The organism is Dethiosulfovibrio russensis (assembly GCF_021568855.1).
Classification (GTDB): Bacteria; Synergistota; Synergistia; order Synergistales; family Dethiosulfovibrionaceae; genus Dethiosulfovibrio; species Dethiosulfovibrio russensis.
Genome location: NZ_JAKGUG010000006.1, coordinates 161,790 through 176,934 on the forward strand (window position 1 = coordinate 161,790; position 15,145 = coordinate 176,934).

Sequence of the window (15,145 nt, forward strand, 5' to 3'; positions counted from 1 at the left end):
GCCCATCTTCGAGCTTTAAAGGGACAGTTCTCCCTCTGTCTTCGCTACTACCGTCGTTATACAGGCATCGCCGGTTACGTTTAAGGAGGTACGGGCCATATCTAGGACTGCGTCTATTCCCGCCACCAGGGCAACTCCCTCCATTGGAAGCCCCGCCTGGGTGACCACTAGAGTCAACATTATAAGCCCCGCTCCGGGGACTCCTGCCGTTCCGATCGAGGCCAAAGTGGCCGTCACTATTATTCCGACCTGGGCTCCCAAGGAGAGGTCTATACCGAAGGCCTGAGCTATGAATAGGGCACATACGCCTTGATAGAGGGCTGTCCCGTCCATGTTGATGGTCGCTCCCAGAGGAAGGACAAAGGAGGATATTTTTTCTGAAACCCCCATGTTTTCCTGAGTGCAGGTCATGGTGACCGGAAGAGTGGCAGAGCTGGACCTAGTTACGAAGGCCGTTATACTGGCCTCCTTGATCCCGCTGAAAAACCATGTCGGTGATTTTTTCGTAACTAAGCTTACCAATCCGGAGTATACGATTATTGCGTGGGCGATACATCCCAGATAGACCGCTCCTATGACCTTGGCAAAAGGAGCCAACACGGAAATTCCGTATTTGGATACGGTTACGGCGATTAGAGCGAATACCCCGTATGGTGCCAAGGACATGACTAACTCGGTGACCTTGTACATTGTTTCAGCGATGGAGTCCATAACGGATAGGATCGGTTTTCCCTTTTCCCCGGCCAAAACCGCCGCTATGCCGAAGAAGAGAGAGAAAACTATTATCTGCAGCATGTGTCCCTGAGCCAGAGCCTGGACGGGGTTGCTCGGGAACATCCCGATGACTACCTGGGCCAGTGTTGGGGCGGTCTTGCCGCTGACGGCAGTTACGTTTTCGATGTTCATTCCTGCTCCAGGCTGAAAGAAGTGTCCCATGGATAGGCCGATAACTATGGCGACTGCAGTCGTCCCCAGATAGAGTAGAATGGTCTTTATCCCTATTCTACCCAGGGTTTTCGGATCTCCTATCGAGGAGACTCCTACCACCAAACTGGAGAATACTAGAGGAACTATCAACATTTTCAACAATGTGATGAAAATTTTGCCGATCGGTTCGACGACTGCCACCTTGGGGCCTATCATCACCCCTGCCACGATACCTAATACAAAGCCAATGGTGATCTTCCATATCAACGGTATTTTTTTCCTGGTCTGACTCATTAGACAATCCTCCTTGAAAAAATATTTGATATGGCGGAATTTTTCGCCACTCAGTAACAGTATACCCCATGAGTTCCTCTACGGGCTATTGTATAGGCTCTATCTTTAGTATAATGAATCTCAGGTTTACGTGGCTATTGTAGCTGGCACAGGGAGGTCTACGATGAAGAAAAAAGGGTTGGCTTTATTTTTAGCGATGTGTTTTTGTATTTCAATGTCCTCGTCCTCCATGGCCAAGACCGGAGCTATAGTGTTAGCTCTTTCCGGTGGAGGAACCAAGGGATTGGCACATGTCGGGGTTTTGAAAGCCCTCAAGGCAGAGGGGATACCGGTAGCCGGGATAGTCGGAACCAGTATGGGGGCAATTATAGGGGGGCTTTCGGCGGCTGGATATTCCCCTCAGGAGTTGGAGGATGTTCTGGAAAAGGTCGACATAGGAGGAGTTATTCTAGGCAACGGAGAGAACAGAAACTCCGAACCAAAGAACAGAGAGATTTCTCCTCTTATGCCCAAATTGGAACTGAACGCGCATGGACAGGTGATAGGTCCTAAGGGACCTCTATCAGGAGCAAGCGCGTTAAACCTCTTTCAAAAATTGACATCCAGGGTTTCAGTAGTTCAATTTAACGAGTTGCCTATACCTTTCGCAGCGGTCGCAACCGACCTGGAGACCGGTGAAAAGGTAGTCCTTAGACACGGATCTCTGGCCTCGGCGATGAGGGCCTCCATGTCGATTCCTGGACTGTTCGAGCCCTGGCCGATAGAGGGAAGGTTGCTTGTAGACGGTGGATTGGTCTCCAATATGCCTGTTACAACCGCCAAGGAGATGTTTCCCGATTATCCTATCGTTGCGGTAAACGTCTGTAGCGACCTCAGGAAGTCGGACGAGATGAAGACTATGGTAGACGTAATAGATCAGACCATAACCATATTGACCAGTCAGAACGTGGACAGAGAGGAGTCGAAGGCGGACGTGATAATAAAGCCCAAGGTGGGGAACATGGCTACCTTGGGTAACGTAGAGATAGGGGATATGGTAAGGCTTGGAGTCATAGCCGCCGAGAGCAAAATGGCTGCAATAAAGTCTCTTGCCGCTCAGGCTCCATCGGCACCGGAACATAGACCTACTATATTAAGGCTGGTTAGACGTATTTCCGTCGAGGGAGTACCGGAGGATTTTGCCGATAATATAAAAGGAAAATTCTCCGACTGGATCGGTCGCCCGGTTCATCCGGAGGATATCGTCTCCGCTGCCGAGTGGATTCGTTCCAGAGAGGACGTAAAGACAGTTGATTATCAGCTCGTTGAGAAGACAGATGGGGTGGAGGTAGTACTTAAAATTCAGCGACAACCAGCCTATCGTATTGCCCTCGACGGCCATGCGACCAACCTTTCGGGAGGAAGCTGGATAGGGATAAGAAGCAGGATGATGGATCTTGCTTACGATGGAGACTACCTCAACGTGGACGCTATTTTAGGGGATGACTGGGCAGCTAAAGCGGATTATCACTTTGCCGTGGATAAAGGTTCCTACGAGATGGGTTTAAGGGCCGGTAGAGTCTCGATGAAACCATATGGAAAATGGGATATGCTCAGCCTCTCCATCGGTAGGACCTTCGATACGGATGGATCCAGTCTCACCGTAGGTGCTCTGGGCAGCCAAATGGAGGGATCGGGTCAGACCGTGGAAGCCTGGGGTCCTATAGTAAAGTGGTACTCATCGGGCATAAAGGGGCAGGATGCTCCCGAGGACGAATCCTATCTTTCTTTCGGTGCGTGGTATCCAAGCGAAGGAGAGGAAATGCTATTTCGTATAGAGGGAGGGGTGGATAAACCTCTTTCCTCCCGCTGGAGAGGATATCTCAAAGCCGGCCTGATGGAGGGGAACAGCGACGGACGTTATATCGGCCAAGGTGCTTATCTCGGCGCTCGTGAAGAGCTTTACAGCTTGGCTGACCGACCTATACTTGGTGAGAGATTCGCCTGGTGGCGTCTGGGATTTCGACGAAGGCTTGGCGAGAGCGGAGACTCTCCATGGGAAGGAGAGCTTTTTGGAGGTCAAGGATATGTCTGGGACAACGGAGGAGAACTGTTCGACGAACCATGGGAGGTCGGCGTAGCTTTGACAGTTCCTTCCAGACTTTTGAAAGCCCGGTTTTTAGCCATTTACGATGACGATAACGACTGGACCTTCGGATTCTCCATAGGGGATCCTATGTGGACTCTTCGTTACCCCTTCCCCTGATGGAAAGGGCCGGATATGCTAGAATTAGTCGATCCTTTTTAAACGGGACACTTTTTGCAGCGGTTGGAGGCATGAGATATGGCTAGAAACATAACGTCACGGCAGCAGGATTATTCTCAGTGGTATCTGGACGTGATCAAGGTCGCCGAGTTGGCCGATTACGCTCCTGTAAGAGGGTGTATGGTCATAAGACCCACCGGATATTCCGTCTGGGAGGAGATACAGCAGGTTTTCGACAGGGCTTTCAAGGAAACCGGTCACGTCAACGCATACTTTCCGGTTCTCATTCCCAACTCCTTTCTGGAGAAAGAGGCGGAGCACGTCGAGGGATTTTCCCCCGAATGTGCAGTGGTAACCCACGCCGGAGGTGAGGAACTGGAGGAACCTCTAGTTGTTCGTCCTACCTCCGAGACCGTTATAGGCCATATGTACAGTAAATGGATTCAGTCTTGGAGGGATCTTCCTCTCCTGATAAACCAGTGGGCCAACGTTATGAGATGGGAAAAGCGCCCCAGGCTGTTTTTAAGGACCTCCGAGTTTCTATGGCAGGAGGGGCATACGGCCCATGCCTCCAAGGAAGAGGCGATCGAGGAGACCGAGAGGATGTTGGAAGTCTATCGTCGCATCATGACGGATTATCTGGCTCTTCCTGTCGTCCCCGGGGTGAAGTCCGAGGGCGAGCGTTTTCCCGGAGCGGAGGAGACCTACACCACCGAGACCATGATGAGCGACATGAAGGCCCTTCAGGCCGGAACCAGCCATTTCCTCGGCCAGAACTTTTCGAAGGCCTTCAACATACAGTTTCAGAACAAGGAAGAGGCCATGGAGTACGCCTGGACGACAAGCTGGGGTGTCTCTACCAGACTTATCGGTGCGGTGATAATGACCCATTCCGACGACGATGGCTTGATTCTTCCTCCCCGAATAGCTCCCACCAAGGTGGCGTTGCTGTCCATAAGCAAGGACGAAACCATGGCGACCGGTCCGCTACTTTCAAAGGCCAAAGAACTGGCGGGGAAGATCGAATCGGTAATAGGGGCCAGAACGGTCGCAGTCGACGATCAGTTTCATATGAGGCCGGGAGACAGGTTTTTCTATCATCTTCAAAAAGGAGTTCCTCTGAGACTGGAGCTGGGCGAGAAGGAGTTCGAGAAAGGCACAGTAAGGGCTGTCAGAAGAGACACGGGAGAGAAGATCGATCTGCCTTGGGACGGAATAGAGACCAAGGTTAACGATCTTTTGGAGACCATACAGGAGGATCTCTTGAATAAGGCCAGATCCTTCCGAGAGGTGAACACCCACGAAGTCTCCGATCTCGATGGTTTTAAAAAAACTTTGGAGAAAAAAGGCGGGTTTATAAAAGCCTACTTCGCTGGAACCAAGGAGGACGAAAAAGCAATAAAGGAAGCCACCGGGGCAACCGTCCGTTGCTTTCCCCTGGAGGACAAAGACACCAGAGGAAAGTGTTTCTTTACCGGAAAGGACGACGCCCGAATGGCCATATTCGCCAAGTCCTACTGAAAAAGGGCCGCCTTTAAGGCGGCTCTTCGCTTAGATGGGGAGGGATTTCTCCGTGGTGGAAAAACTGTTATCTTTCAAGGAGGTAGCTACCAAAGCGGGTTTAAGTGAGTCCAGGGCTAGAACCCTGAGGGAACGATACTTAAAAGCCGTTCCCTTCGTAGGGGAGGGACGAAGTCGTCGTTATTCCGAGTCTGCTGCATCCGTGCTATCCAGAGCGGACGAGCTTGAAAAACAGGGGAAGAGGGGAAGAGCGGTCCTCGACGAACTCCTGGAAAGCGGATCGGGACATGGTCTCGAAGATCTAAAAGAGGCTATAGAACGTCTTGAGGGAGAGATTGCCTTTTTAAAGGGACAACTATCTTCGATGAGGCGAGAATCGTCCTCTTTGAGGAGAAGGGTCCTCCATCTGGAGAGTAGAGTTGTTTCTCTGGAGACATCCGGCTGGAATCTCCGTGATTTTTTAAGATCAATTCTGTCTTTCTTTGACGAGATGTTAGATTTCTGAGGGGATGAACAGACGAGGCGCCCTTCCTAGGAGGGGTGCCTCGTCTGTTCTTCCCCATATCGTGGGATGTTCTATTAATCTTCGTCGTATACGTAAACCTTGGGAGGTTTGAAACCGTTGAAGCTCTCCAGAGAGCAGGAATTGACGTAAGCTCCGGTGGAGAAAAAGTAGAGCCTGTCCCCTTCTTCCAGATTTTTCGGCAGCATATATTTATCTCTCTCATAGAGAACGTCCAAGCTGTCGCAGGTCGGTCCGGCGATGATATATTCCTCCACCGGGCCCTGCTTTTCCGAGTATATGGGGTATTTGATCGATTCGTCTATGGTCTCGTAGAGCCCTCCGAATTTGCCGGCGTCTATGTAAAGCCAGCTGTAAGGGTTATAGCTTTCCTTCTTCGACTTCAGCACCACCTGGGTGGCAAGGATCCCGCAATCACCTACCAGAGAACGGCCCGGTTCTATGATTATATCCGGCATACCATCGGGAAAGTCTTCGGTGAGAAAACGGGTTACCTCCTTTGCGTATATCTCCAGAGGGACCGTCGGCTGTATGTACTTGGCAGGGAAACCGCCCCCTAGGTTGATGAGCTTAAGCTGGATTCCCAGCTCCTTTGCCGAGTCGAATAGATATCGGCAACTGGCTATGGCGTTTCCCCACTGCCCGATGTCTCGTTGTTGGGATCCTACGTGGAACGACAGTCCCCAAGGAACGATGTCCAGTTCTTTGGACAGTTGGATAAGTTTGAATATAGTATCGGGATGGGCACCGAACTTTCGAGATAGCGACCAGTCCGCTCCGCTGCACTCCATGAAAAGCCTGAAGAAGACCTGCGAGCCGGGAGCGTTCTTGGCTATCCGTCTGAGGTCGTCCTCCGAATCCGTGGCGAAAAGACGAACGCCCTTTTCGTAGGCGTAGGCTATATGCTCTGATTTCTTGATCGTATGTCCGTAACTGAGCCTATCCGGCGATGCGCCGAGAGCCAGCATTGTATCGAGTTCGTTTATGGAGGCGAAGTCGAAGTTGCATCCCTTGCGGATCAACATTTTCAGTATAGCCTCGTGGGGATTGGCCTTAACCGCATAGTGTATCTTGGCGTATGGCATGGTCCTGTTGAGATCGTCGAAGTTCCGTTCCACGCTCTTGAGGTCCAGCAGGAGGCAGGGAGTCTTCTTGTTCTTTAAAAAATTCTTTATTTTTTCGAATCTTTCTCTTGTAACGAATCTCTCCATGTCGAAACTGTAACTGGCTGGTACGCCTAACATCGGATCACCCTCTTTTTTGCGAATTCGCGGCTGTTCACCGTGGCCGGGGTATTGTACCTTATTTCTACTCGATACGATAGCACCCTCCAAACTACATTATAATGTAAATCAGATGTTCTAGAACATACGATATATATCACTGGGAGGAGCATACCTTGGATAACGAGATAAACGACGTTACGGTAGGAAGAGACGAATTCATGATGGGAGATTCCCTATATCCTTGGCAGAGAAAGGCTATAGATCGCATAGGAGGCGAGAGCGCCGTCCTCTCCGCCCCTACAGGATCCGGTAAGACGTGGGTTGCCTATATATGGGCAGGTCTCTACGACCTGGAGGGCGAGAAGCTTGACATTCCGTCGGGAGAGAGGGTGATTTTTACCGCTCCCATAAAGGCGTTGAGCAACGAGAGATACATGGACCTGATTTCCATGGGATTCGACGTAGGCATAGAGACCGGTGATTTCAAGAAAAATCCCCAGGCTTCGGTTATATGCTGCACTCAGGAGATCTACGCTCTTAAATACGCTGGACGATCGGGGATCAAGCTCGTAATAGACGAATTTCACTATATCTTCGGTGAAAACGACAGAAGCAGGGCCTATATAGACGGAATAAGGAAAACTTCTGCCGATGTGCCTATGTTGGTGATGTCGGCTACTTTCGGAGGGGCCTCTAAGGTCCAGGCTTATCTCGAGAGAATCACAGGCCGTCCCTTCGTATTGTTCGAGTCGTCCGAAAGGGTGACGGATCTGGTTTTTTGTGACGAACCGGTGACTCCCAGGGAGATCAGAGATGCATTGGTCTTCGTGTTCTCTCAGAAAGGAGCTCAGCAGGTCGCCGATATGATCGCCGACGAGAGGCTTCGATTCGACGACAGCAGGAAACGCAGACTGGAGGATCTAGCCTGGATTTTAGAGGTCTCCGGTATCAGACGATGTATGTTCAAGGGCGTAGGGGTCTATCATGGAAGCTTACTACCGAAGGAAAAGCTTCTGGTCGAGAGGGCCTACAGGGAAAGGATCATCGACGTGGTCGTCGGTACAGATGCTCTAGCCCTTGGAGTAAACCTACCGGCAGAGCGGGCCGTATTCGCCCAGCTGGTGAAGTTTCACGATCGTTGCCCCATCTCCAAGAACGCTTTCCTTCAGATGTCGGGAAGAGCGGGCAGAAAGGGGCTGTTCGAAAAGGGCTATGTGACATGGATCGATAAATCTCCGGCGGAGGCTTTCGGGGTTAGAACCGAGGAGATATTTCGCTCTCTCGTCTCCTCTCCCTCCGAGGAGGCCCGGGTCGAGCTTCGTCCCGATTTCGGAGCTATCCTGAAAGGCCGAAGTTCGGTCGAGAACGAGGCAGATATAGTGGCATCCGGATCTTTGCCCGAGCTCAGCTACAGGAGGGTGTCGGCCGATATACGACAGGCCATGGATATAATAGACGGAAGTCTCGATAAAATCGTTCCGGACGAGAAAACCAGGTTCAGAGCCATTCTGGCCGATGTATGGTACGGCGAGATGGAGGTGGAGCAGAATCTGGACATGGCGGAGCTCTTTTTCTGGGGAATAGGTAAAGATGATTACGTTCATCCCGACGGCTTGACCGCGGCGGAGCTACTTCTCAAACACGAAAGGAATGAGCTGCAATCGTTGCTTAAGGTGAAGAGGTTCAACAACTCTCTGCCGGAAGATTACAAGCTCTCCCGAATGGACGAAGTCGACGCGGCCGTAATGGAGATAGACCCTACTGTTTTTGGATTCGAGGAAAAAATTTACGAGATGGATACAACCAAGGTGGAACTTCCGGCTCTTAAGCACAGGGTTACCGATAGATCGAAAGTAGGGAAAAAACGCAGCGGGAGACGACGCAGGAAGGATTTAGGAAAAAGAGGGCGGAGACGGTGAGCTCGGTTTGCAGAAAGGCGTTGATCGAGATAGGCACTAACTCGGTCAAATTTCTGCTTGCCGAGAAAGATGATCGTCTCGGCAAGCAGATCTATATAGAGGATAGCAACGAGATAACCAGAATAGGAGAGGGGCTGGCTGAATCAGGTCGATTGGGGGAGCCTCCGATGGACAGGACTCTCGATTGCGTTCGACGATTTATCGCCAAGGCAGATGCTCTCGGGGTTCGAGATGTTTCGGCCGTGGCGACTATGGCACTTAGAAGAGCGTCGAATTCCAGAATATTCGTGGATCGTCTTAAGGCGAAAACGGGGTTGTCCTTGAGGGTTTTATCCGGTGAGGAGGAGGCCATATACTCTTTTTACGGCATAGCTCCCCTTTTGCCAGTGGGGAGCGACGGATGGTATTTCGATACGGGGGGAGGAAGCACCGAGTTCGTTTGCTTCGAGGATGGAAGGGTGGTTCGTGCCTTTAGCCTGGAGGTCGGGGCGGTTTCCGTTACGGAAAAATTCATGCTTTCCCAGGATAGTTGTGGAAATGGCGTCGAAGCGGCCCTCCGGTGGATAGAGGGATCCCTCGAGGAGGGCGGTCTCCCTTCCGAAAAAGGGGGGAGTTTTTTGGTCGGATCCGGGGGGAACGTGATCACCATGGCTGCCGTTAGTCTAGCTCCGGAGAGATTTTCGTCCTCGAAAACAGTCAGGCTCTCTTTATCCGAGCTAGATAGGCAGATAGATCTCTACGGTTCCGTCTCTCTCCAGGAACGACGACTCATCCCGGGTATGGATTTCGACAGAGCTCCGATAATACTGGCGGGAGCATGTATAGTGCGATCCATCTTCAATGTTCTGGAGGTCAAGGAAATGTTGGTCTCGTCCTTCGGTTTACGTCACGGCTTTCTGAACACGCTTTTCGACTAGGGATTTTTCGTGTAAGATGATTATTGTAACATGGTCGTTACTTTTCATATCTCAGATGGGAGTGGTGTAACGTGAAACGCGGAATAGCTTTAGGGGTTTTATTGGGGATCTTGTGTCTGGCAGGAACGGCTTGGGCTGCATATCCGGAGAAACCGGTGACTGTAATAGTCCCTTCCAACGCTGGAGGGGGAACGGACACCATGGCCAGGCTGGTTGCCAAATTTGCTGAAGAGTACTTGGGGCAGCCCATGGTAATAGTCAACAAACCCGGCGCAGGAGGCCAGATAGGATTCGAATCCATCGCAAGGGCCAAGAAAGACGGCTACACGATTGGCTGTATATACACGCCTCACGTGGCCGCTCACGTATCGGCCGGTAGGGCTAAATATACCCTCGATAGCTTTGCTCCTATAGCGAACGTTGTTACCGATCCCGGTGTCCTGGTTGTCAAAGCCGACAGTCCCTTCAATACGGTGGAGGAGTTGATAGCTTTCGCCAAGGAGAACCCGGGAAAACTCAACGGTTCCACCTCTGGTCCCGGAGGCGACGACGATTTTGCCCTTCGGCAGTTTGAGAAGGCCGCGGGAATCTCGATAAACGCCGTTCCCTCCAAGGGATCTTCCGGCCAGAAAGCCGCTGTTATGGGCGGACACGTTGATCTGGCTTTCATGAACGCCTCTCAGGTCGAGGCCCAGGTCGATTCCGGAGAGCTCCGACTGCTTGGGATAATGACGGTGAAAAGACGCTCTTACCTTCCAGAATTACCGACGTTTAAGGAGATGGGCTACGAGGTATACTCCGATTCCTCCAGGGGATTCGCCGCTCCAGCGGGAGTTCCCAAAGATGTCATGGCTAAGCTCATGGAAGTGTTCGATAAGGTGCTCAACGACCCTGAATTTATCGCAGCATCTCAAGGTCAGCTTTTGCTGGATATATTGAACGCAGACGAATATACGATGTACCTCAAGAACCTCCAGAAGACCACCGACGAAGCTTTCAAGGTGGCTCCCTGGTAAGGGACTTGGATTAGGACATGAATAGAAAGTTCTTAAATATTCTCTGTGCCGCCGCCGGGTTAGTCCTGGCGGCAGCCATGTTTTTTTCTGCCGGTAGTTTTCCGGATAGGGCGGAGGCAGCCACGAGGTATGTCGTTTTTCTCTCCGGCCTACTGGCCTGTCTTTCCCTGGCTCTGATGGCTCAGTTTGCGTTTAAGGACAGCGGTGGAGAGAGGATACGGTGGGTGGTGAACAGAAGGACCTTCCTCTTTACTGTCGTGGCATCCGTACTGTTCGTTCTCCTGCTGAATTTCGTCGGCTTTTTTCTGGCCAGTGGATTTTATATGTTTGTTCTAGGGTGGATCTTGGGATTTAGAGATAAGATGTGGCTTCTGATCGGTACGTTGGGATTACTTGGATTCGTCTACATCGTTTTTGTCCGATTCCTGGCTGTACCTGTTCCAGCCGGACTCTGGGGGGCTTGATCCATGATCGATATGCTTTTGTCAGCGGCTTCCTCTTTGGCTCGTCCCGAGGTGCTTCTCTCTGTATTGGGAGGGACCGCTGGTGGGATGGTTATAGGTGCTATACCCGGCCTGACCGCGACCATGGCGGTGGCTCTCCTGATCCCGGTCACGTTCGGCATGGACCCGGTGGTAGGGCTTGCCATGATGGGCGGAGTGTACAGCGGAGGTATGTACGGAGGGGCCATATCGTCGATCCTTTTATCTACCCCCGGCACTCCTGCTGCGGCAGCGACAGCTTTCGACGGTTATCCCATGACCAGACAGGGTAAGGGCGGAGTCGCTATTGCGGTCGCAACGATCGGAAGCTTCTGGGGTGGAATCATATCCACCTTTGCTCTGTTGTTGCTTGCTCCTGTCCTGGCCAATTTCGCTCTGAGGTTCGGTCCTCCCGAATATTTTCTTCTATCCCTTTTGGGGTTGGCCAGCATAGTTACATTGACCTCTGGAAATCTTCTCAAGGGGCTGATATCTGGTGTCATAGGATTGATAATAGCCTCCATCGGGATGGATCCGATAGATGGATTTATACGTTTCACCGGAGGCATAGTGGACCTTTTCGAGGGAGTCTCCTTTATGCCCGCTCTGATAGGGTTGTTTTCCGTTAGTCAGGTGCTCGAGTTGACCGCGGAGAGCCATATAGTGCAGGAGCTCGGTGCCGATCCGGAGTCCTTGAAGAGATCCTCCGTCCCTAAAGGTTTAGGCAGCACCATAGCCAGAGGCGGCTTTATAGGTACGGTGGTCGGGATACTGCCCGGGGCTGGAGCCACTATAGCGTCCTTCATCTCCTATAACTTCGCAAAACAGGTGTCGAAGAATTCCGACTCTTTCGGGAAGGGAAATCCCGAAGGGGTGGCCGCTGCGGAAAGTGCCAATAACGGTTGCGTTGGAGGTTCTCTCGTTCCCTTGCTTACCCTGGGGATTCCCGGAAACTCCGTTGCTGCTGCCCTGATGGGAGGGCTGATGATACAGGGGCTTATCCCTGGTCCGGAGCTCTTCACCCGCTTTGGCACTGTGACCTATGCGTTTATACTGTCTCTTTTCCTTGCCAATGTCTGTTTTCTTATCTTGGGGCTTTATTTTGCGCCCTTCTTTGCAAGGGTAGCGACGGTGCCGAACTCCATTCTCATTCCTTCCATATCGATACTGTCTGTAGTCGGAAGTTACGCTATAAATAACAGTATATTCGACGTATGGTTGATGTTGGGGTTTGGAATCGGAGGATATTTTCTTCACAGAGCGGGTTTTTCCCTGGGGGCCGTGGTGTTAGGCCTGATCCTTGGGCCTATCGCCGAGCTGGGATTTGGGCAATCTCTCATAATATCCCATGGTTCACCGATGATTTTTTTCGAGAGACCTATATGCTTGGTTCTCTGGGGTTTGATTCTGCTTTTGCTTCTTCCCGCTTTTAAGAAGAAAAAGAAGAAGGGTATTTCTGTGTAAAGATTATAGGAGGTGTTATTTCGGTGACTTCCTCGTTTTTTTCATGGGCTCAGATAGCAGGAGGGCTTGCTCTCTTCCTGATGGGTGTCACCGCGACCTCCGATGGCTTTCGTCGTTTTATGGGACGTTCCGCCAGGCAGAGGATGGCAGAGGTAACTGATAAAAAACCGATGGCTTTCGTCTTTGGTCTTATCCTCTCAGCCGTTACCCAGAGCAGCTCCGTTGCTACGTCTTTCGCTGTAGGCTTGGTCGACGTGGGAATGCTTTCCCTATCAGGTTCATTGGTCGTTATGATCGGAGCAAGCGTAGGAGGAACGTTCGTGACGTTGCTTCTGGGTCTTCCCGTTGTGCAGCTAGCGCCAGGAGTTTTGGCTATATCCCATTTTTCCGTCGATCTCCTTAAGGGGAAGGGACGGAACGGGGCTCTGGTGATCAGAGGTATCTCCTTGGTATTGACGGGTATGTTCGTCATAAAAACCGGGGTCTCTCCTCTCATGGAGGATCCCGGTTTTGCCGAAATGTTGTTAGCCTTGAGTGCCCGACCATTGGTAATGGGGGTTGTTGCCTTGACGGCGGCGGCGGTGCTGCAAAGCAGCGCCGCCGTTATGGCATTGGCAATAGCTTTGGTGGGGTCCGGATCGTTGCCTCTTGAGGCTGTATATCCCATCGTTTTGGGGTCTCACGTCGGATCGTCGGCGATGGTCTTGATGGCCAGCCTGTCAGGTAAAAGGAACGCTCGTTTGCTGGGTATAGGATCGGCTCTGTACAAGGTAATAGGCATCGCTTTGGTCCTCCCCTTCTCGTCTTTCGTCCCCGGGTTTCTTTCAAAGCTGTCCTTTCTCTCCCCGGAGTTCCGTTGCGTAGTGCTTCAATTTGCCGTGGTCTGGTACAATGCTTTGGTCGTTCTTCCCTTTACTTCCATCTTAGACAGATTTTTACGGGCTTGTTTCGTCTCCGACAGCCAACCAATAGAGGAACCGGCCTATCTGGACAACAAACTGGTTGAGTTTCCCGCATTGGCCTTGCCTCTTTTGGACAAGGAATTGACCCGGTTGGCGGGGTTCTTGGAAATGGAGACCAAACTCCTTCTCTTCCCTGGAGGGTCTCTGGAGGAGATAGGAAAACTGAGGGAGGGGACCGACGAGCTCTGGGACGTTATCGCCGATTACTTCGAGTCCATGGAGATATCTCCTAAGGACGGTAAAAACGAAGCCTATGCGAGAGTAGCCTACGCATTGGGGGCCATCAAGGGAATTAAAGAGTCCATAAACGACTGGCTTTATCCTTTGATCGTCTCTGAGGGCAAGAAAAAGCGGTTCCCCTCCGTGTCGGCCGATATGGGCTATGAATACGAAAGCGTTCTCTTTGAATTATTGAGATCTGCTATGGGATCTTTCGCACTGGGAGACCTTGGATTGGCGAAAGACGTTGATCATTGGTACGAGAGGTTGAAGGAAATAGACGAGCTTATACGTAGGGATATATTTCGTAGAGGGGACTACGGAAGAAAAGGGGGACTCGAGCTTCTTGCACGAGGAACTCAGCTCGCTAAAGCCTGTATGGAGATGACCAGAGGAGAGAGGATGGCTTTCGAGATGGGGCGTGTAAGCGATGGGAGTGGGTTCGATGTTGAAATGGTTCGCGACTATGATGAATAAAAGTCGCAGTGATGGGGGCAGGCGAGATGTTTCCTACGGAGATGACAGAGAGAGGATACTTTCATTGGTTCGTTTGATGGGAGATGAAGTCTGCATCGCCCTATCGGATTCGCTGATATCTCTTAAAGAAGGAAACGTTGAGCTTGCTCGAAAAGTAATAGATAGAGACGACCTGATCGACGGAATGGAGACCGACGTAAACAGGGAATGCCTTGCGTCGATCGCTATAAGGAAGCCGGTGAGGGAGGATCTACGTTTCGTATTTGCAGTGTTGAAGATAGCCACCGATCTTGAGCGTATAGGAGATCAGGCGGTAAACGTAGCGGAGAGGGCTCTCACCGTATCTAAATATCCGATGTTGAAGCCCCTTGTCGATATTTCCAAGATGACCGAGATATCCATAAACATGGTAAGAAAAGCCTTGAGATCCTTCTTTGATAGAGATACCGATTTGGCCGTTCACGTGTTCCGGGAAGATAAACAACTGGACAGGATCGCCGGAGCTCTCTCGGAAGAACTGATAGAGATGATGGCGGAAATGGACAAGGGAGATAAAGATGGAATAACAGTTGCAACCGAGCTTCTACTTACAGCAAGACATCTTGAGAGGGTAGGAGACCACGCTAGCAACGTCTCGGAAAGGGTCTTTTTCATGGTGAGAGGTGAGAGATTGAAGGAAGTGATCTTAGGAAAGGTGCCGGAAACTGCCAGGGAAGAATTACTCACTAAGAACCTGAGGGGGTTAACAGATATAAATGATATTCGGTAGTTGACGGCTTAGATCTCTTGGTGTATTATTCCTTCTGCGCCGCTGAGCCGGCCGCCTCGTAAGGCAGCTGTAACAGAGGGCGCGAGAACATTGACAGCCGAAAATGGGGAAACAGAAAAGCGAAGCCAAGTGAATTTTATGGAGAGTTTGATCCTGGCTCAGGACGAACGCTGGCGGCGTGCTT

General features: G+C 51.2%; 12 protein-coding genes. 10 read left to right on the forward strand and 2 right to left on the reverse strand.

Annotation, left to right across the window (positions count from 1 at the left end; genetic code table 11):
• Nucleotides 1–15 precede the first annotated feature (15 nt).
• A complete protein-coding gene (locus tag L2W48_RS08695) occupies nucleotides 16–1,221 on the reverse strand; it encodes a dicarboxylate/amino acid:cation symporter (protein WP_236099631.1) in 1,206 nt (401 codons plus the stop codon).
• A 163-nt stretch (nucleotides 1,222–1,384) separates the two neighbouring features.
• Here L2W48_RS08695 and L2W48_RS08700 point away from each other — a divergent pair, with 163 nt between their 5' ends.
• The 3 genes from L2W48_RS08700 (at nucleotide 1,385) to L2W48_RS08710 (ending at nucleotide 5,492) form a co-directional block, all read left to right on the forward strand.
• Nucleotides 1,385–3,466, forward strand: coding sequence for a patatin-like phospholipase family protein (locus L2W48_RS08700; protein WP_236099630.1), 2,082 nt, complete (start codon nucleotides 1,385–1,387; stop codon nucleotides 3,464–3,466).
• Between the two features lie 78 nt (nucleotides 3,467–3,544).
• Nucleotides 3,545–4,987, forward strand: coding sequence for a proline--tRNA ligase (proS, locus tag L2W48_RS08705; protein ID WP_236099629.1), 1,443 nt, complete (start codon nucleotides 3,545–3,547; stop codon nucleotides 4,985–4,987).
• Nucleotides 4,988–5,042: 55 nt separating this feature from the next.
• Nucleotides 5,043–5,492: a hypothetical protein gene (locus tag L2W48_RS08710; protein ID WP_236099628.1), complete on the forward strand. Its 450-nt coding sequence runs from the start codon at nucleotides 5,043–5,045 to the stop codon at nucleotides 5,490–5,492.
• A 74-nt stretch (nucleotides 5,493–5,566) separates the two neighbouring features.
• Here the strand turns inward: L2W48_RS08710 and L2W48_RS08715 are convergent, their stop codons facing one another.
• Entirely contained in the window at nucleotides 5,567–6,754 is a 1,188-nt protein-coding gene (locus L2W48_RS08715) for a type III PLP-dependent enzyme (RefSeq protein WP_236099627.1), read from the reverse strand.
• Nucleotides 6,755–6,957: 203 nt separating this feature from the next.
• Here L2W48_RS08715 and L2W48_RS08720 point away from each other — a divergent pair, with 203 nt between their 5' ends.
• From L2W48_RS08720 to phoU, 7 genes are all read left to right on the forward strand, one after another.
• Nucleotides 6,958–8,655: a DEAD/DEAH box helicase gene (locus L2W48_RS08720; RefSeq protein ID WP_236099717.1), complete on the forward strand. Its 1,698-nt coding sequence runs from the start codon at nucleotides 6,958–6,960 to the stop codon at nucleotides 8,653–8,655.
• A complete protein-coding gene (locus L2W48_RS08725) occupies nucleotides 8,652–9,572 on the forward strand; it encodes a Ppx/GppA phosphatase family protein (RefSeq protein ID WP_236099626.1) in 921 nt (306 codons plus the stop codon). Before L2W48_RS08720 ends, L2W48_RS08725 begins: the two co-directional genes overlap by 4 nt.
• A gap of 71 nt (nucleotides 9,573–9,643) precedes the next feature.
• Nucleotides 9,644–10,588, forward strand: a complete 945-nt coding sequence (locus tag L2W48_RS08730) for a tripartite tricarboxylate transporter substrate binding protein (protein ID WP_236099625.1) — start codon at nucleotides 9,644–9,646, stop codon at nucleotides 10,586–10,588.
• 17 nt (nucleotides 10,589–10,605) lie between these two features.
• Nucleotides 10,606–11,052 (forward strand): tripartite tricarboxylate transporter TctB family protein, encoded by a 447-nt coding sequence (locus tag L2W48_RS08735; RefSeq protein WP_236099624.1) that lies wholly within the window; start codon nucleotides 10,606–10,608, stop codon nucleotides 11,050–11,052.
• A 3-nt stretch (nucleotides 11,053–11,055) separates the two neighbouring features.
• Entirely contained in the window at nucleotides 11,056–12,534 is a 1,479-nt protein-coding gene (locus tag L2W48_RS08740; RefSeq protein ID WP_236099623.1) for a tripartite tricarboxylate transporter permease, read from the forward strand.
• Nucleotides 12,535–12,557: 23 nt separating this feature from the next.
• Entirely contained in the window at nucleotides 12,558–14,192 is a 1,635-nt protein-coding gene (locus L2W48_RS08745; protein WP_236099622.1) for a Na/Pi cotransporter family protein, read from the forward strand.
• On the forward strand, nucleotides 14,161–14,961 hold the full coding sequence (phoU, locus tag L2W48_RS08750; RefSeq protein WP_236099621.1) for a phosphate signaling complex protein PhoU: 801 nt from the start codon (nucleotides 14,161–14,163) through the stop codon (nucleotides 14,959–14,961). The genes L2W48_RS08745 and phoU overlap by 32 nt, the downstream gene beginning before the upstream one ends.
• Nucleotides 14,962–15,145 lie beyond the last annotated feature (184 nt).